This window comes from Microvirga yunnanensis, assembly GCF_025460875.1.
The window spans coordinates 1-18,634 of record NZ_JAMXFI010000056.1 but is presented as its reverse complement, the minus strand read 5'-3'; the positions used below and the strand labels follow the sequence as shown (position 1 = coordinate 18,634).

Annotated in this window: 10 protein-coding genes; 8 read left to right on the top strand and 2 right to left on the bottom strand. The window is 68.8% G+C overall.

The window, feature by feature from the left end; genetic code table 11:
- Nucleotides 1-342 precede the first annotated feature (342 nt).
- The 4 genes from NF876_RS24205 (at nt 343) to NF876_RS24190 (ending at nt 7,222) form a co-directional block, all read left to right on the top strand.
- Nucleotides 343-1,560, top strand: a complete 1,218-nt coding sequence (locus tag NF876_RS24205) for a S1C family serine protease (protein WP_315975068.1) — start codon at nt 343-345, stop codon at nt 1,558-1,560.
- 139 nt (nt 1,561-1,699) lie between these two features.
- Nucleotides 1,700-2,398 carry a winged helix-turn-helix domain-containing protein gene (locus NF876_RS24200; RefSeq protein ID WP_262271015.1) on the top strand — a complete coding sequence of 233 codons (699 nt, stop codon included), beginning with the start codon at nt 1,700-1,702 and terminating at the stop codon, nt 2,396-2,398.
- Nucleotides 2,399-2,600: 202 nt separating this feature from the next.
- Nucleotides 2,601-4,022 (top strand): HAMP domain-containing sensor histidine kinase, encoded by a 1,422-nt coding sequence (locus NF876_RS24195; protein WP_262271014.1) that lies wholly within the window; start codon nt 2,601-2,603, stop codon nt 4,020-4,022.
- Nucleotides 4,023-4,270: 248 nt separating this feature from the next.
- Nucleotides 4,271-7,222, top strand: a complete 2,952-nt coding sequence (locus tag NF876_RS24190; RefSeq protein ID WP_262271013.1) for a bifunctional [glutamine synthetase] adenylyltransferase/[glutamine synthetase]-adenylyl-L-tyrosine phosphorylase — start codon at nt 4,271-4,273, stop codon at nt 7,220-7,222.
- A gap of 375 nt (nt 7,223-7,597) precedes the next feature.
- Here the strand turns inward: NF876_RS24190 and NF876_RS24185 are convergent, their stop codons facing one another.
- A complete protein-coding gene (locus NF876_RS24185; RefSeq protein WP_262271012.1) occupies nt 7,598-9,871 on the bottom strand; it encodes a PAS domain-containing sensor histidine kinase in 2,274 nt (757 codons plus the stop codon).
- Nucleotides 9,872-10,116: 245 nt separating this feature from the next.
- The gene (pepN, locus tag NF876_RS24180; RefSeq protein WP_262271011.1) at nt 10,117-12,813 is read right to left on the bottom strand and encodes an aminopeptidase N; all 2,697 of its coding nucleotides are present in this window, start codon (nt 12,811-12,813) and stop codon (nt 10,117-10,119) included.
- Between the two features lie 225 nt (nt 12,814-13,038).
- Between pepN and NF876_RS24175 the strand changes: the two genes are divergently transcribed.
- From NF876_RS24175 to xdhC, 4 genes are all read left to right on the top strand, one after another.
- The gene (locus NF876_RS24175) at nt 13,039-13,479 is read left to right on the top strand and encodes a VOC family protein (RefSeq protein ID WP_262271010.1); all 441 of its coding nucleotides are present in this window, start codon (nt 13,039-13,041) and stop codon (nt 13,477-13,479) included.
- A 137-nt stretch (nt 13,480-13,616) separates the two neighbouring features.
- The gene (gene xdhA / locus NF876_RS24170; protein ID WP_262271009.1) at nt 13,617-15,098 is read left to right on the top strand and encodes a xanthine dehydrogenase small subunit; all 1,482 of its coding nucleotides are present in this window, start codon (nt 13,617-13,619) and stop codon (nt 15,096-15,098) included.
- A 4-nt stretch (nt 15,099-15,102) separates the two neighbouring features.
- Nucleotides 15,103-17,433, top strand: coding sequence for a xanthine dehydrogenase molybdopterin binding subunit (gene xdhB / locus NF876_RS24165; RefSeq protein WP_262271008.1), 2,331 nt, complete (start codon nt 15,103-15,105; stop codon nt 17,431-17,433).
- On the top strand, nt 17,430-18,419 hold the full coding sequence (gene xdhC, locus NF876_RS24160; protein WP_262271007.1) for a xanthine dehydrogenase accessory protein XdhC: 990 nt from the start codon (nt 17,430-17,432) through the stop codon (nt 18,417-18,419). The genes xdhB and xdhC overlap by 4 nt, the downstream gene beginning before the upstream one ends.
- Nucleotides 18,420-18,634 lie beyond the last annotated feature (215 nt).

Here is an 18,634-nt window from a genome sequence, read left to right as displayed (position 1 = left end):
CCGCTTCCGTAGGGCGCCGTGCCTCACATCATCGGGATGGCCGGCACAAGGCCGGCCATGACGTGTGGAGGGTGGCAGGACCGGGCCACATACACACCACGTTATCACCGGGCTTGTCCCGGTGATCCCGCTTCCGAGAGGCGCCGCGCCCCACCGGTCGGGATGGCCGGGACAAGCCCGGCCATGACGGGGGAGGGGCGCTCGGCGCGCCCCGTGCCCGACCCTCGAACCTTACCAACAATTCATCTGCGCGTGAGGGTGCCGTAAGGCGTGAGCCCCCATCTTGCTCCCATGACGAACCCGACAGGGTTCCGCCGAAGATTCTTCGAGGAGAGACAAGACATGTTGGACAAGATTTCCACTCCCGCCCGCACGCGCACCGCAAAGTGGCTCGGCGCAGCGGCCGTGGCCGCGATCATCGCGGGCGGCGCCGTCGAGAGCGGTCTGGTTGCTCCCACGCCCGCCCATGCCGAACTGCGCTCGATGGCGCAGCCGGTTCAGAACGTCCCGTCCTTCGCCGACGTCATCGACCGGGTGAAGCCCGCCGTGGTGGCCGTGAAGGTCAAGGTGCAGAACGTCGCCGACCGCAACAGCGACGACGACGAGGACGGCCAGCAATTCTCGATGCCCGACCTGCCCCCGGGCCATCCGATGGAGCGCTTCTTCCGCCAGTTCCGCGACCAGATGCCCGGCCGCGGCGACCGCGGCCCGCGCCAGGAGCGTCCGCGCCAGTTCGGCCAGGCTCTCGGCTCCGGCTTCTTCATCTCGGGCGACGGCTACGTGGTGACCAACAACCACGTGGTCGAGAACGGCTCCGCGGTCGAGATCACCATGGACGACGGCAAGACCCTCGACGCCAAGGTGATCGGCACCGATCCGAAGACCGACCTCGCCCTGCTGAAGGTCGAAGGCAACGACTTCCCCTATGTCCGCCTCGCGCCCCAGAAGGCCCGCATCGGCGACTGGGTGATGGCGATCGGCAACCCGTTCGGTCTCGGCGGCACCGTGACGGCCGGCATCGTGTCGGCCCAGCACCGCGACATCGGCTCGGGCCCCTACGACGACTACATCCAGATCGACGCCTCGGTGAACAAGGGCAATTCCGGCGGCCCGACCTTCAACCTGGCCGGCGAGGTGGTCGGCGTGAACACGGCGATCTTCTCGCCGTCGGGCGGCAATGTGGGCATCGCCTTCGCGATCCCGGCGAGCACCGTCGAGAGCGTGGTGGCGTCCCTGAAGGACAAGGGCTCCGTGACCCGCGGCTTCATCGGCGTGCAGATGCAGCCGGTGACCAAGGAGATCGCCGAGGCGATCGGCCTGAAGGAGCCCAAGGGCGCCCTCGTGGCCGAGGCCCTGAAGGACAGCCCCGCCGCCAAGGCGGGAATCCGGACCGGCGACACCATCGTGGCCGTCGACGGCGAGCCGATCAAGGAGGCCAAGGACCTGTCCCGCAAGGTGGCCAGCGTCGCTCCCGGCAAGTCCCTGTCGCTCACCCTCTGGCGCGAGGGCAAGGAGCGGACCGTGACCCTGGAGGTCGGAGCCCAGCCGAAGGGCGCCTGATCCATACAAGGTAGTGAGACACCGGGGTTTTGAGTTGATTGCCCCTGACACCTGGTGTCTTCTGCCCACGGCAGGCCGGCCTCTCCCCCTCCAAGGCCGGCCTGCCGTCGGGTTTTTCCATCGCGTGACAAGCGGGCAGATGCGCATTCTCATCATCGAGGACGACAAGGAGGCTGCCTCCTATCTCGTCAAGGCGTTCCGGGAAGCGGGCCACGTGGCGGACCACGCCGCCGACGGGCTCGACGGCTACGCCATGGCCGAGGAGGGCGATTACGACGTGCTCGTGGTCGACCGCATGCTGCCCAAGCTCGACGGCCTCTCCCTGATCCGGTCCCTGCGCGAGCAGCGGGTCGAGACGCCGGTCCTGATCCTGTCCGCCCTGGGCCAGGTCGACGACCGGGTGAAGGGCCTGCGCGCCGGCGGCGACGATTACCTGCCCAAGCCCTATGCCTTCTCCGAACTGCTGGCCCGCGTCGAGGTGCTCTCCCGCCGCCGCAGCTCGGCTCCCAGCGCCGAGCCGACGATCTATCGCGTCGCCGACCTGGAGCTCGACCGCCTGTCCCACCGGGTGACGCGCTCGGGCCAGGAGATCGTGCTGCAGCCGCGCGAGTTCAGGCTGCTCGAATACCTCATGAAGAACGCCAACCAGGTGGTGACCCGCACCATGCTGCTGGAGCACGTGTGGGACTATCACTTCGATCCGCAGACGAACGTGATCGACGTGCACGTGTCGCGCCTGCGCGCCAAGATCGACAAGGGTTTCGACAAGCCCCTGATCCACACCATCCGCGGCGCCGGCTACATGGTGCGCGTCGGCCAGGAGGGCGACGAGGAATGAACGGTCCGGGATCATTCCTTCATCGCTCGCGCCCCCGCCGTGTCATCACGGGTCTTGTCCCGGTGATCCCGGTTCCGGAAAAAGCCGCGTTCTTCCTGATCGGGATGGCCGGCGCGAGGCCGGCCATGACGTCGAGGGTGAGACGACCGGAAAGAATGGTTCTCCCCGAGATCCGGAGAAGAGGTGAGGGCGGAGGCGCATCATGAGCGCCCTCGGCAAGCTCGTCCGGACGACGGCGTTCAAGCTGTCCCTGGCGTATCTCCTCATCTTCACCATCTTCGCCTTCGTGGGCCTGGGCTACGTGGCCTGGAACGCCCAGCGGCTGCTCACCGATCAGTTCGTGTCGACCATCGAGAGCGAGATCAACAGCCTGTCGGACCAGTACCGGTTCGGCGGCCTGCGGCGTCTCGTGAACATCGTCGAGCGGCGCTCGCGCGCGCCGGGCGCCATGCTCTATCTCGTCACGACGGAAGCGGGCGAGCGCGTCGCCGGCAACGTGGGGGCCCTGCCGCCCGGCGTGATCGGCCGCACGGGCCAGTTCGAGACGCTCTACAACCGCACGGACGAGACCGAGGCGCGGCCCGACATGGCGATCGTGCGCGTCTATCTCCTGCCGGGCGGGTTCAGGCTCCTGGTCGGGCGGGACATCGAGGAGCGCCGGCGCCTGCAGGAGGTGATCTACCGGGCCTTCTTCTATTCGCTGCTCTTCATCGTGGTGCTCGGCTGCGTCGGCGGCTGGTTCATCACGCGGCGCGTGCTCAAGCGCGTCGACGACATGACCGAGATCACGCGCCACATCATGACCGGCGACCTGGGCGGGCGGCTCAAGATCGCCGGAACCGGCGACGAGCTCGACCGCCTGGCGCAGAACCTCAACGACATGCTCGACCGCATCGGCGAGCTGATGCGCGGCATGCGGGAGGTCTCGGACAACATCGCCCACGACCTGAAGACGCCGCTCACGCGCCTGCGCAACAAGGCCGACGAGGCCCTGCGCACCGCGAGCACCCCCGACGAGCTGAAATCCGCCCTCGAGGCCACCATCGAGGAGAGCGACAACCTCATCCGCATCTTCAACGCGCTGCTCATGATCGCGCGGCTCGAGGCCGGCAACGCCCGCGAGGGGCTGGCGGATTTCGACGCCGCCGAGGCCGTGCGCGACGTGGCGGAGCTCTACGACGCCCTGGCCGAGGAGGCGGGCGTGTCGCTCACGGTCTCCGTCGAGGACGACCTGCCGGTCCACGGCAGCCGCGAGCTGCTGGGGCAGGCCATGGCGAACCTCCTCGACAACGCGCTGAAATACGGCTCCGCGGCCGGCGGCAAGCCGCAGACGATCGGCGTCTCGGCCCATCGCCGCGACGGCGAGGTGCGGATCGCGGTGGCCGACCGCGGCCCCGGCATCCCGGCCTCCGAGCGCGGCCGCGTGCTCGAGCGGTTCGTGCGCCTGGAGACCGCGCGCTCGCGGCCCGGGTTCGGCCTCGGCCTCAGCCTGGCGGCCGCCGTCGCAAGGCTTCACGGCGGCGCCCTGCTGCTGGAGGACAACGAGCCCGGCCTGCGGGTGATCCTGGCCATGCCCCTCAAGGCCGCCGAGCTGCCGCCCGCGCCCCTGCAATCGGCCGCGTGAGGACACCCTCCCGCGTCACGGCACCCTCCCCACGTCATGGCCGGCCAGTCATTACCCGCCTCTCGCCGGCCATCCCGATCCGGTGAAGCGCCGCGCCTTTCCGATCGGGATCACCGGGACAAACCCGGTGATGACGGGGGCGTGGATCCTCGGGCCGAACGACGCGAAGGCGCGGCCGAACTTTTCGATTGCCTCCTCGGCTGCGGCGTGAACACTCAGGGGCCCCGCAGACACCCGATGGATTGGCCGTGCCGGACCCGACGAACTCCCTGCTCGAACGCCTGACGAAGGCCCCGCTGGTTTCGGATGCGAGGCGCGCCAAGGCGCAGCTGGCGGATTTCGTCAGGCGGATCCGGGACGAGCCCGAGGCCGAGGCGCTGGCGGGCGCTCTCGACGGCGGCCTGTTCCGCGACCTCCTGCTGGCGCTCGCCGATCACTCGCCCTTCCTCTGGCAGCTCGTGGTCAACGATCCGGCCCGGATCGCCGGGCTCGCCCTCGCGCCGCCGGAAGAGGCCCACCGGGCCATCGTCGAGAAACAATCCGGTCTGTTCCGCGAGGTGCGGTCCGGCGCCATGACGCGCAACGACGCCGTGCGGGCGTTCCGGCAGAACCGCAACGCCCATGCCCTGCTCGTGGCCCTGGCCGACATCGGCGGGCTCTGGAGCACGGAGCAGGTCACCCAGGCCCTGTCCGATTTCGCCGACGCGTCCGTGACCGGCGGCGTGAACCTGGTGCTGACCGAGGCGGCCGATCTCGGGCGCATCCGTCTCGCGAACCCCGATTCTCCCGGCGAGGGCTCCGGCTTCACGGTCCTGGCGCTCGGCAAGCACGGCGCCGGCGAGCTCAACTACTCGAGCGACATCGACCTGGTCATCTTCTTCGATCCCGACGCGACGGCCCTGAAGGACCCGTCGGAGGCCGCCACGGTCTACACGCGCATCGCCCAGCAGCTCGCCAAGCTCCTGCAGGAGCGCACGGCGGACGGCTACGTGCATCGGGTCGATTACCGCCTGCGCCCCGATCCGGGCTCCACGCCGACCGCCATGTCGTTGTCCTCCGCCTATGTCTACTACGAGACCGTCGGGCAGAACTGGGAGCGCGCCGCCTTCATCAAGGCGCGGCCCGTGGCGGGCGACCTCGCGCTCGGCGAGACCTTCCTGAAGGAGCTTCGCCCCTTCATCTGGCGCAAGTATTTCGACTTCGCGTCCATTGCCGACGTGCACGCCATGAAGCGCCAGATCCATGCGGTGCGCGGCCATGACGAGATCGCCGTCGCGGGTCACGACATCAAGCTCGGACGCGGGGGCATCCGCGAGATCGAGTTCTTCGTGCAGACCCAGCAGCTCGTCTTCGGCGGGCGCCGGCCGGCCCTGCGCGGGCGGCGGACCCTCGACATGCTCAAGGCCCTGCACGACGAGGGCTGGATCACCGACAGGGCGCGCGACGAGCTCTCCGACGCCTATCGCTTCCTGCGCACTATCGAGCACCGGCTTCAGATGGTGGCCGACGAGCAGACGCAGCGTCTGCCCGCGGACGAGGACGCGCTCAAGCGCTTCGCCCGGTTCTGCGGCTATCCCACCACGAAGGCCTTCGCCACGGCCCTGACCGATCAGGCCAAGATCGTGCAGGGCCATTACGCGCTCCTGTTCGAGGAGGGGCCGGAACTCGCCTCCGATGCGGGAAGCCTCGTCTTCACCGGCACCGGCGACGATCCGGAAACCCTCGCCACGCTCCAGCGCCTCGGGTTCCGCGAGCCGGAGCGCGTGGCGGAAACGGTGCGCGGCTGGCATTTCGGCCGCCGTCCCGCGATCCAGAGCGCGCGGGCCCGCGAGGTCCTCACGGAGCTGACGCCGGCGCTGCTCTCGGCGCTCGGCGGCACCGCCGAGCCCGACGGCGCCCTGGCCGCCCTCGACCGCGCCTTCGGCCGCATGCCGGCCGCCGTCGAGCTCCTCACCATCCTGCAATCCCACGACCGCCTCCGGCTCCTGTTCGCGGACCTGCTCGGCACCGCGCCCCGGCTCGCCGATACGGTCGCGCAGTCGCCGCACGTGCTCGACGCGCTCATCGACCCCGCCTTCGGCACGCCGGCCGTCGACGAGGCGACCGTCGAAAGCCAGGTCCGGCAGCTGATCGGCCCGCCGCGCGACTTCGAGGATTTTCTGGACCGGGTGCGCGACGCGGCGCGCCAGATGCGCTTCGTCACCGGGGCCCGGCTGCTCTCCGGGGTCGTCTCGCCGGCCCAGGCGGGCGAAGCCTATGCGGCCATCGCCCGCGCCGTGATCCGGGCCTCGTTCGACGCGGTGCGCCGGGCGTTCGAGGCCGAGCACGGCACGGTGCCGGGCGCCAGGATCGCGATCCTCGGCCTCGGGCGCCTGGGCAGCCGCGAGCTGACGGCGGGGTCCGACCTCGACCTGGTGGTGATCTACGATTTCGACGAGAACGCCCGCGAGAGCACGGGCGCCCGCAGCCTCGATGCGGTCGTCTACTTCACGCGCCTCACGCAGCGCCTGGTCTCGGCCCTCACGGTGCCGACCCGGCGCGGCCTGCTCTACGACGTGGACCTGCGCCTGCGGCCGCAGGGCGGCAAAGGCCCCGTGGCGTCGCAGTTCAAGGGCTTCGTGGCCTATCAGACGGGCGAGGCCGATCTCTGGGAGCACATGGCGCTCACCCGCGCCCGGGTGATCGCCGGCGACGACGCGTTCGGCGCCGAGGTGTCGGAATCCATCAGGGGGATCCTGGCGGCGCGGCGCGATCCGAAAAAGGTTTTCGAGGACGTGCGGTCCATGCGCGAGCTGATCGCCCAGGAGAAGGGCGACGCCGATCCGTGGGATCTCAAGCTCGCCCGGGGCGGCCTCACGGACCTCGACTTCATCGCGCAGGCGCTCGTGCTGGCCCATGCGCACGCGCATCCGTCGCTGATCGGATGTCCGACGGAAGCGGCCTTCGCGCAGGCTCAGGCCGAGGGCCTGCTGGACCGGGAGGCCGGGCGGAGCCTGATCGAGGCGCACAAGCTCCTCAACGACATCTTCCAGTGGCAGCGACTGACCATCGAGGGCCGCTTCGACGCGGAATCCGTGCCGCAGCCGATCCTGAAACGGCTCGCCACGGTGGCGGGGCTGCCGAACGCCACCGTGCTGCTGTCGCATCTCGCCGAGCAGTATCGCCGCGTGGGGGACGTCTACCGCGAGGTGATGGGCTAGCGCATCGTGCCGACCACCACCCGCACGTCATCACCGGGCTCGTCCCACCCGCCACGTCATCACCGGGCTTGTCCCGGTGATCCCGATTGTCTGAGGCGCGGCGCTGTTCCGTATCGGGATGGCCGGCACAAGGCCGGCCATGACGTGGGGAGGGTGGCGGGAAGGGCGGAGGGTGGCCATGACGTGGAGGGTGTTCGTACCGGGTCACACACACCACGTCATCACCGGGCTTGTCCCGGTGATCCCGATTGTCTGAGGCACGGCGCTTCTCCGCATCGGGATGGCCGGCACCGGGCCGGCCATGACGTGGGGAGGGAGGCAGGAAGGGCGGAGGGTGGCCATGACGGACGCGGCCCTCTGGGTCCGTCCGATGCGCTAGGCGGCCGCGTCCGCCAGGGCGATGTCGGCGTTGGTGGCCTCGGTGAGCGGCAGGTGGACGAGCACGATGGTGCCGACGCCTTCCTGGCTCCTGATGCGCAGGCTGCCGCCATGGAGTTCCGCGAGGGAGCGGGCGATGGCGAGGCCGAGGCCCGAGCCCTTGTAGCTCTTCGAGAACTCGGTCTCGACCTGCTCGAAGGGCTGGCCGAGCTTGTGCAGGGCATGATCGGGAATGCCGATGCCGTTGTCCTCGACATAGATGTTGACGGCGTTGCCGGCCTGGCGCGTGCGCACCGTGATGCAGCCGCCCTCGCTGGTGAACTTCGTGGCGTTCTGGAGCAGGTTGACGAGGATCTGGTGCAGGGCGCGCTCGTCCGCCGGCACGATGATGTCCTCGGGGTTCACGTCCACCGTGACGGAGAGGTTCTTGGCCTTGGTCTGCTCGCCCACGAGCTTGAGGGCGCGCTGGATCGAGGAATGGACCTCGATCGGCTGCTTGGTGAGGGACGTGCGGCCGGCCTCGATGCGCGACATGTCGAGGATGTCGTTGATCACCGACAGGAGATATTCGCCGCTGGAGCGGATGTCGGAGCAGTATTCCTCGTATTTCTCGGAGCCGAGCGAGCCGAAGATGCCGCTCTGCATCACTTCCGCGAACCCGATGATGGCGTTGAGCGGCGTGCGCAGCTCGTGGCTCATGTTGGCGAGGAATTCGGACTTCGCCCGGTTGGCGCTCTCGGCCTGCGCCTTCTGGTCGAGATAGCGTTCGGCGAGATCGGCGAGCTGATGGGTCTGCGCCTCGAGCTTCTGGCGCGACTGCTTGAGGTCGAGAACGGTGGCGATGAGCTCCTTCTCGGACTCGACGAGGCGGTGCTCGTGGCGCTTGAGCGCCGTGATGTCGGTGCCGACCGACACGTAGCCGCCGTCCTTGGTGCGGCGCTCGTTGATCTGAAGCCAGCGCCCGTCCTGCAGGCGGGCCTCGAAGGTGCGCGCGCCCACATCCTGCTGCTCGCGGCGCAGGAACTGATGCTGCACCTCCGGCGGACGGCCGAGAGCCATGACCTCCGCGTAGGACTTGCCCTGGAGATTGGCGTCGGCGGGCAGCTCGTGGAGCTTCTGGAACTTCGAATTGCAGAGCACGAGGTTGTTGTTGGCGTCCCAGAGCACGAAGGCCTCGGAGATCGCCTCGATGGCGTCGTGCAGGCGGGCGTCGGCCTTGGCGGTCTTCTCCTCGAGACCGCGCTGCTCGGTCACGTCCACGGCGATGCCGACCAGGTGGCTCGCCGCGTCGTCCGGATCGTTCATCAGCTCGGCGCGGGCGCGCAGCCACACCCAGTCGCCCGAGATGCTGCGGATGCGGAACTCGTAGTCGACCAGGGAGGTGCTGGCGGAGGCGAGCTGCTCGGCCAGGGTGAAGAGATCCTGATCCTCGGGATGGATCATGGCGTTCACTTCGCCGAAGGACAGGAACTCGTCCTGGCGCTCGTAGCCGAGGAGCTCGTACATGGAATCGGACCAGTAGATGCGGCCGCGGCCGATGTCCCAGTCCCACAGGCCGCACCGGCCGCGGTTGAGCGCGGAATCGATCCGGTCGCGCACCTTCTCGCAGACCTCGTCGGCCGCGCGGGCGCGGTTCGCCTGCATCACGTAGGCGACCCCGATGCCGAGCAGGACCATGATCGTGGCGCCGAGCAGCGACACGTGCCCGATGGTGCGCGTCCACCAGCCGGACAGGATGTGCGGCATCGGCTGAACCAGCGCGATCTGGCCGGACGAGGCGTGCAGCGCGCGCACCGTGGCCATGCCTTCGGAGCCGCCGGGAAGCCTGATCGTCATGACGCCGGCGCGGTCGGCGAACAGCATCAGGGGCTGCGCTTCGCCGAGGATGTCCGTCAGCTTGGCCGGGGCCTCCTCCATGGGCGGGTGGACGGCCAGGACGGTGCCGGCCTGATCGACCAGCATGAGGGAGCGGTTCTGCGTCAGGGCGCTCGGCGGCATGTCCTTGGCGAGGCGCTCGAGCTGGGCGGCCGCCTGCGCGCGGTCGGCCGGGGCGCGGATTGCGCCGAGCTTCGCGGCCGAGAGCGACGCGATGATGTCGATGTCGTTGATGGCGTCAAACAGGGTGTCCTTGCGGCCGTCGCGGATCTGGATCCAGGCGCTGCCGGCCAGGGTGACGAGGAACAGGATCAGGAGCGCGGGAACGGCGAGCCTGAGCAGGGGCTCATATTGCTCGAGCCGTCGATAGGCCGGGTTCGCGTCTGATCGCGTCACCCCTAGAATCGTACCCGCGCGTGCGGGTACGCATGCGGTCACCGCCCCCGCCATGCGATGTTTCCTCCGGAACCATTTTCGTCCTGTTTCGGAGGACGTGCCGCATCTCTCCGAATCACTAACAATAGAATCTTGAGCGGGTGATTTGTCCAGTTAGTAGAACCCGAAGGTTAATAAAAAATTTCCCATCCCGCATTCCCTTGGGGAAATCTGGGACAACCCGGTAACCTCTTGAAACAAGGAGGTTATTTCGCCCCGCCTTCTTCCAGGGAACGGCTCACGATATCCCCTACATCGCGGGAAAGATTGGGCTTTTGCGCGATGGATCGGAGGGCCTGTTCGGCCTGCGCCCGGCGGGCGCTTTCCATCATCCGCCAGGTGCTGAAAGCGGTCAGGAGACGGGCCGCGAGCTGCGGGTTCAGCTCGTCCACGCGCAGCACGATGGAGGCCAGGAAGCGATAGCCCGCGCCGTCGGCCCGGTTGAACTGGACCTGGTTGAGCATGGCGAAGCTGCCGATGAGCGCGCGCACGCGATTGGGGTTGGAGATGGAGAAGGCCGGGTGCTGCATCAGCCCGGTGACCCGTTCCAGGGTGCCGTCCTCCGGGATCGCGGCCTGCAGGGTGAACCACTTGTCGAGCACGAGCGGCTCGTTGCGGTAGCGGTCGCCGAACCGGGCGATGGCCTCCTCGCGCACGGCGCCGGGCAGGGTGGTCAGAACGCTCAGGGAGGCGAGCCGGTCGGTCATGTTGCTCGCCGATTCGAGCTGCCGCACGGCGAGCGCCTCGCCGGTGCCCGCATCGGCCGCGGCGAGAAGGTCGAGGCACGCGTTGCGCAGGGAGCGCCGTCCGGCGCTGGCCGCGTCGGGACTGTAGGGACCGGAATCGCTCAAGGCGTCGTAGAAGCGCTGCAGGGGCTGCGCGCAGCTCCGGCCGATCCGCTGGCGCATCTGCGAGCGCGCCCGGTGGATCGCGTCGGGGTCCACGTCCTGCCCGATCTCCTGCGCCACGTCGGCCTCGCTGGGAAGCGTGACCACGAGCGCCGCGAAGGCCGGATCGGCGAGGGCGTCCCTGCCCATGAAGGAGCACAGCGCCCCCGACAGGGCGCCGATATCCTGGTCGGCCGCGTCGACGCCCTTCGCCAGGCCGACCAGCAGGCGCATGGCCACGGTCTGGGCGGCCTGCCAGCGGTTGAACGCATCCGTATCGTGCCGGAGGAGGGCCAGCAGCTCCTCGTTCGGAAGATCGAGCGACAGCTTCACCGGGGCCGAGAAGCCCCGGAGCAGGGAGGGAACGGGCCGGGACGTCACGCCCGTGAAGGTGATGCTGTCCTGGGGCTTGTCGAACAGGAAGACGCCGCGGGAATCCAGGCGCTCGCAGGCGGCGTTCGCCCACGAGCGGTCCTGAGCCGAGTCGTCCTGATCCGAGCCGTCCTGATCCGAGCCGTCCTGAGCCACAAGCCCGAGCGCCACCGGGATCGCCATGGCGCCCTTCTCCGGCTGGCCGGGGGTCGGGGGCGTGCTCTGGGTGAAATCGAGGCGGAACGTCTTCGCGTCCGGGTCGTGGTGTCCCTTCACCGTGACCCTGGGCGTGCCGGACTGCTCGTACCAGCGGGCGAAGTGGGACAGATCCCGGCCGGTCACCTCCGCGAAGGCGGAGAGGAAATCCTCGACCGTGGCGGCCGTGCCGTCGCAGCGCTCGAAATAGAGATCCATGCCGCGCCGGAAATCGGCCTCGCCGATGATCGTCCTGAGCATGCGGACGATCTCGGCGCCCTTCTCGTAGACCGTGGCCGTGTAGAAATTGTTGATCTCGCGATACTGGGTCGGGCGCACCGGATGGGCGAGCGGGCTCGCATCCTCCAGGAACTGGCGCGCCCTCAAGGTCTTCACCTCGGCGATGCGGTGCACCGGGCGGGAGCGCTCGTCCGAGGAGAATTCCTGGTCGCGGAAGACCGTCAGGCCCTCCTTCAGGCACAGCTGGAACCAGTCGCGGCAGGTCACCCGGTTTCCGGTCCAGTTGTGGAAGTACTCGTGCGCGATGATCGCCTCGATATGGGCGTAGTCCATGTCGGTCGCGGTCTCGGGGCTCGCCAGGACGTATTTGTCGTTGAAGATGTTGAGACCCTTGTTCTCCATCGCGCCCATGTTGAAGTCGGACACGGCCACGATGTTGAACACGTCGAGATCGTATTCGCGGCCGAACACCCGCTCGTCCCAGCGCATGGAGCGCTCGAGCGCGTCGAGGGCGTAATCGGCGCGGCTCTCCTTGCCGGGCTCCACGTAGATCGCGAGATCCACCGCGCGCCCGCTCATGGTCGTGAAGGTCTTGGAGACCCGCCCGAGGCGCCCGCCCACGAGGGCGAACAGGTAGGACGGCTTCGGGTGCGGATCGTGCCAGACGGCATAATGCCGGTCGGATCCGTCGACGACCCCGCCCGCGACCGGGTTGCCGTTGCCGAGAAGCACCGGAGCGTCCTCGCGATCCGCTTCGATCCGGGTGGTGTAGACGGCCATGACGTCGGGCCGGTCGAGGAAATAGGTGATGCGCCTGAAGCCCTCGGCTTCGCACTGCGTGCAGTAATTGCCGCCCGACCGGTAGAGGCCCATGAGCTTGGTGTTGGCCGTCGGGTTGATCTCGGTCTCGATGGTGAGCGTGAACGGCTGGCGCGGCGCCTGGGCGATGGTGAGGGATTGGGGAGAGGCCTCGAATTCCTCCGCCGACAGGGAGCGTCCGTTCAGGGCCAGCGCCTTCAGGTTCAGCTCGTCGCCGTCGAGCACCAGGGGGGCGTCCGGACGTCCCTCGGGGTTGGGCCTCATGGTCAGGGTCGCCACGACCCTGGTCGCGGTGGGATGGAGTCCGACGTCGAGCTCGACGCGGTCGATCAGGAAGTCGCTGGGCCGGTAATCCTCAAGGCGGACGATCTGCTGAGTGTCGGTGCGCATCAAATACCCGCGTGAAACAAGGTTTCGTCGAAAGCAAGGGCCTTGGGGCAAGGGCCTTGGGAAAGGGCCTCGGGAGAACGACCTTCGGTCTGCTCGAAGCAGCCTTCATAAGAGGCCATGCGATCTTGAGCAAATCCAAGGCTTTTTCCGCGCGAGAAAAAGGTACCTCTTGAACTCTCCGGCAATTACGCCATGACCTATCCCCGGCCCATAAGGAATGTGACCATGGAATACCTGCACACGATGGTTCGCGTGTCGAACCTCGAGGAATCCCTCGATTTCTTCGTCAACAAGTTCGGGCTCGTCGAGGTCCGTCGGACGGACAACGAGAAGGGGCGCTACACCCTCGTGTTCCTGGCGGCTCCCAACGACGTCGAGAAGTCGAAGGACTCGAAGGCCCCGCTGCTGGAGCTCACCTACAACTGGGACGAGAACGAATACGCGGGCGGCCGCAACTTCGGTCATCTCGCCTATCGGGTCGACGACATCTACACGTTCTGCCAGAAGCTGATGGACGCGGGCGTCACCATCAACCGTCCGCCCCGCGACGGCTATATGGCCTTCGTCAAGACCCCGGACAACATCTCGATCGAGCTTTTGCAGCGCGGCGAACCCAAGCCGGTGCAGGAGCCCTGGGCGTCCATGCCCAACACGGGCACCTGGTAGGCCGCGCCCGCGCGGCTTTTTCCGGAGCTTCGGGATCACCGGCCTTCGGGCCGGCGCTCCCCTTGGCGAAAAGCCCTTGCTCCGCCATTCTACCCGGCCCACCATAACAAGGCCGGGTCAACCGGCGGAGGATCATTGTGGTACGAGACACAATCCGCTTCTGGCGGAACGGACAGGCGGTCGAGGTTTCAGGCTTTCACCCGAGCACCATGCTTCTGGACTACTTAAGGCTTCAGGAGCGTCGCGTCGGCACCAAGGAGGGTTGCGCGGAGGGCGATTGCGGCGCCTGCACCGTGGCCCTGGGCCGGGTCAGGGGCGGGCGCGTCCATTACGAACCCGTCAATGCCTGCATCCTGCTCCTCGGCCAGGTCGACGGGGCGGAGCTCGTGACCGTCGAGGATCTCGCGGCGAGCGGCGAGCTGCATCCCGTGCAGTCCGCCCTGGTGGCGCATCACGGATCCCAGTGCGGCTTCTGCACCCCCGGGATCGTGATGAGCCTCTTCACCCTCTATCACGAGGGCGAGCGGCCCTTGAGCCGGGAGAGCGCCAACGATGCGCTGGCCGGCAATCTCTGCCGCTGCACCGGCTACCGGCCGATCGTCGATGCGACCCTGCAAGCCTGCGGCGGACCGGCCGACGATTCGTTCTCGGCGAGGAGCGAGCCGACTGCGCAAGGTCTCGCGAGCCTTGCCGATGGGCGCGACGTCTTCGTCGGCGACGAGACCCGCTTCTTCGCCGCGCCCGCGAGCGAGGCCTCCCTGGCGGAGCTGTATGGGCGGCATCCCGATGCGACCCTGGTGGCCGGCTGCACCGATGTGGGGCTGTGGATCACCAAGGCCATGATGGAGATCGAGAAGATCATCTGGCTCGGGCGCGTGGCCGGTCTCGATCTCGTCGACGATTCCCCGGAGGCGCTCGGCATCGGCGCCACCGTGTCGCACGCAGCCATCCATCCCGCCCTCGCGCGGATCGACCCGGATCTCGGCGAGGTGATGCGCCGCTTCGGCTCGGTGCAGGTGCGCGCCTCGGGAACCGTCGGCGGCAGCATCGCCAACGGGTCGCCCATCGGCGACCTCGCGCCGGTCTTCATCGCGCTCGGCGCGGCGCTGGAGCTGCGCCTCGGCGAGGCGACGCGCACCCTGGCGCTCGAGGATTTCTTCATCGCCTATCGCCGGCAGGACCGGCTGCCGGGCGAGTTCGTGCGCCGGGTGACGGTGCCGAAGCTCAAGGCCGACGAAGCCTTCCGCGCCTACAAGATCTCGAAGCGTTTCGACGAGGATATCTCGTCGGTGCTCGGCGCCTTCAAGTTCACCCTCGACGGGCGGCGCATCGCGGCGTCCCGCATCGCGTTCGGCGGCATGGCCGGCACCCCGAAGCGCGCCGCCGAGACGGAGCGGGCGCTGGCGGGCGTGTCCCTGGACGAGCCCGGGTCCTGGGGAGACGCCATGGCGGCCATCGCGCGGGATTACCAGCCCCTCGACGACCACCGGGCCTCGTCGGCGTACCGCTCGACGGTCGCGCGCAACCTGGTCTTCAAGGCCTTGAGCGAAACGGCGTCGGGCGACACGCGGGCGACGCGGATCGTCGGCCGGCGCGAAGCCCTTCAGGCGGCGGAGTAGGACCATGAACGCACCCGCCAAGCCGATGATCGAAGCAGAGGTCCTTCGCCACGTCCGCCAGCCGCTCCCGCACGATTCCGGCCTCAAGCACGTGCAGGGCTCGGCGCAGTACATCGACGACATCCGCGAGCCGGACGGCACCCTGCATGTGGCCGTCGGGCAGTCGCCGAAGGCGCGCGGGCGCCTCGTGTCCCTGGACGTGTCCGCCGTGCGCGCCGTGCCCGGGGTCGTGGCGGTGCTCACCGCGGCCGACATCCCCGGCAAGAACGACGTGTCGCCGGCCTTCGGCGACGATCCGCTCTTCGCCGACACCGCCATCGGCTTTCTCGGCCAGGCTCTCTTCGCCGTGGTGGCGACGAGCCGCGACGTGGCGCGCCGCGCCGTCAAGCAGGCCGTGATGGCGATCGACGCGGAGGCTCCCAGCATCACGGTCGAGGACGCCCTCGAGCGCGGCGAGACCGTGCTGCCCGACTACGCCTATGGCCGCGGCGATCCGGAGGCCGCCATCGGGCAGGCGCCTTTGCGGCTGGACGGCCGGTTCCGGGTCGGCGGGCAGGAACACTTCTATCTCGAAGGGCAGATCGCCCTGGCGGTCCCGGGCGAGGACGGGGACATCCATGTCTATTCCTCGACCCAGCACCCCACGGAAGTGCAGCACGTGGTGGCCCGCGTGCTCGACATTCCGGACGCCTATGTCACCTGCGAGACGCGCCGCATGGGCGGCGGCTTCGGCGGCAAGGAAAGCCAGGCGACGCAATGGGCCGTGACGGCCGCCCTCGCGGCCCGCGCGACGGGCCGGCCGTGCAAGCTGCGCCTCGACCGGGACGACGATTTCATCCTCACCGGCAAGCGCCACGATTTCCGCTGCGACTGGTCGGTCGGCTTTGACCGCGACGGGCGCATCCAGGGTTACGCGGTCGATCTGCTCGCCCGCTGCGGCTATTCGGCGGATCTCTCCAGCGGCGTGGTCGACCGGGCCATGTTCCATGCGGACAACGCCTATTGGATGCCGGCCGTGCGCATCGCGTCGAAGCGGCTCAAGACCAACACGGTGTCGAACACCGCGTTTCGCGGCTTCGGCGGCCCGCAGGGCATGCTCGCCATCGAGCACGTGATGGACCGGATCGCCTGGGCGACGGGGCGCGACCCGCTCGATGTGCGTTATGCGAACTTCTACCGCGAGGCCGAAAACGTCACGCCCTACGGCATGGAGGTCGAGGAGACCGATACGCTCCTCAATCTCGTGCGCACCCTCGAGCAGACCTCGAACTACCGCGCGCGCCGCGAGGAGATCGCCGCCTTCAACGCGTCCTCGCCGATCATGAAGCGCGGCCTCGCGCTCACGCCGGTGAAGTTCGGCATCAGCTTCACGCTCACCCACATGAACCAGGCCGGCGCCCTGGTGCACGTGTATCAGGACGGGTCCGTGCATCTGAACCACGGCGGCACCGAGATGGGGCAGGGGCTCTACGTCAAGGTGGCGCAGGTCGTGGCCGAGGAATTCGGCATCGCCCTGGAGCGCGTGCGCATCACGGCGACCACCACCGCGAAGGTGCCGAACACCTCGCCGACCGCCGCGTCCTCCGGGTCCGATCTCAACGGCATGGCGGCGCGCGTCGCCGCCGGGGCGATCAAGCGGCGCATGACCGCCCACGCGGCCGAGGCCTATGGGGTTCCGGAGGATCAGATCGCGTTCCGCGACGACCGGGTCTTCGTCGGCAACCAGAGCCTGGCCTTCGACGAACTGGCGAAGAAATGCATCGCGGCCCGCGTGCCGCTCTCGGAGGCCGGGCACTACAAGACGCCGAAGATCACCTGGGACCGCGCCAAGGGGACGGGGCGGCCGTTCTTCTACTTCGCCTATGGGGCGGCCTGCTCGGAGGTGATCGTCGATACGCTCACGGGCGAGAACCGCCTGCTGCGCGCCGACATCCTCCACGATGTGGGCCGCTCGCTCAATCCGGCCATCGACATCGGCCAGATCGAGGGCGGCTTCGTGCAGGGCATGGGCTGGCTCACCACCGAGGAGCTGGTCTTCAGCCGGGACGGGCGCCTGCTCACCCACGCGCCCTCGACCTACAAGATCCCGGTGGCCTCCGACGTGCCGGCGGATTTCACCGTGGCGCTCTATCCCAACGAGAACCGGGAGGAGACGATCTACCGCTCCAAGGCCGTGGGCGAGCCGCCGATCATGCTGGCGAACAGCGTGTTCTGCGCCCTCGCCGACGCGGTCCATGCGCTCGACCCCGCGCGGCCCGTGCCGCTCGACGCCCCCGCCACGCCCGAGGCGATCCTGCGGGCCTGCGAGACGCTGCGCGGGAGGCCGATGGGGTGAGGGTCTGGCGCCAGCTCACCGATCTCGTGACGCGGCACGGCTCCGCCGCCCTCATCACCGTGCATGACGTGAAAGGCTCCGCGCCCCGGGAGGCGGGTGCCCGCATGGCGGTGCGGCCCGACGGGGCCTTCCACGGCACCATCGGGGGCGGGCAGCTCGAATTCCGCATGCTCGACATCGCCCGCGAGATGCTGACGGCCGGGCGCGGGCCGGCCAGGATCGTCGATCAGGCGCTCGGGCCCGATCTCGGCCAGTGCTGCGGCGGCCGGGTCAAGATCCTGATCGAGACCTTCGACGGGCGCGATCTCGAGGATCTGGCCCCCCTGGTCGAAGCGGAGGCCGGCGGCGGGTCGTTCGTGGTCGAGTGCCGGCTGGAGGAGGGGCGCGTCAGGCGCGAATTCGCCTCCGCGGTGGGCGACGACCGCTGGACGGGCTGGCGCGAGACCCACGGCGAGGCGCGCACGCCCGTCCTCGTGTTCGGCGCCGGCCATGTGGGGCGCGCGCTCGTCCTCTCCCTGGCGCCGCTCCCGTTCGCCGTGCGCTGGCTCGACGACCGGGAGGACGCGTTTCCGGCCCATCTCCCGGCGAACGCCCGGGCGGTGCGCCTGCGCGACCCGGAGGCCGAGATCGCCGGGGCCGATCCCGCCGCCCTGGTCCTCGTCATGACCCATGACCATCCCCTCGACCTGGCGATCACGGCCGCGGCCCTGAGGCGGGACTTTCCCTATGTGGGCCTCATCGGCAGCGCCACGAAGCGGGCGCGCTTCGAGAAGCGGTTCCGGGAGCTGCATCTGCCGGACGAGAGGATCCGCGCGCTGGTCTGCCCCATCGGGCTCGCCGGCATCGTGGACAAGGACCCGGCCGTCATCGCGGCCTCCGTGACGGCGCAGCTTTTGCAGGTTCGGGAGAGGATCGCGTCGCGCCCCCCTCCCACGTCATCACCCGCTCACACCCCCTCTACGTCATCACCGGGCTTGTCCCGGTGATCCCGCTACGGTGAGGCTCGGCGCTTCAAACAATCGGGATGGCCGGCACAAGGCCGGCCATGACGTGCGGAGGGTGGCATCACCGGACCACACACACCACGTCATCACCGGGCTCGTCCCGGTGATCCCGCTTCTGTGAGGTGCTGCGCTTCACCGGATCGGGATGGCCGGGACAAGCCCGGCCATGACGTGCGGAGGGTCGTGGGGAGGGTCGT

Coding starts and splice junctions, on each gene's coding strand:
- NF876_RS24205 (WP_315975068.1), top strand. CDS start 343: ATGTTGGACAAGATTTCCACTCCCGCCCGCACGCGCACCGCAAAGTGG.
- NF876_RS24200 (WP_262271015.1), top strand. CDS start 1,700: ATGCGCATTCTCATCATCGAGGACGACAAGGAGGCTGCCTCCTATCTC.
- NF876_RS24195 (WP_262271014.1), top strand. CDS start 2,601: ATGAGCGCCCTCGGCAAGCTCGTCCGGACGACGGCGTTCAAGCTGTCC.
- pepN (WP_262271011.1), bottom strand. CDS start 12,813: ATGCGCACCGACACTCAGCAGATCGTCCGCCTTGAGGATTACCGGCCC.
- NF876_RS24175 (WP_262271010.1), top strand. CDS start 13,039: ATGGAATACCTGCACACGATGGTTCGCGTGTCGAACCTCGAGGAATCC.
- xdhB (WP_262271008.1), top strand. CDS start 15,103: ATGAACGCACCCGCCAAGCCGATGATCGAAGCAGAGGTCCTTCGCCAC.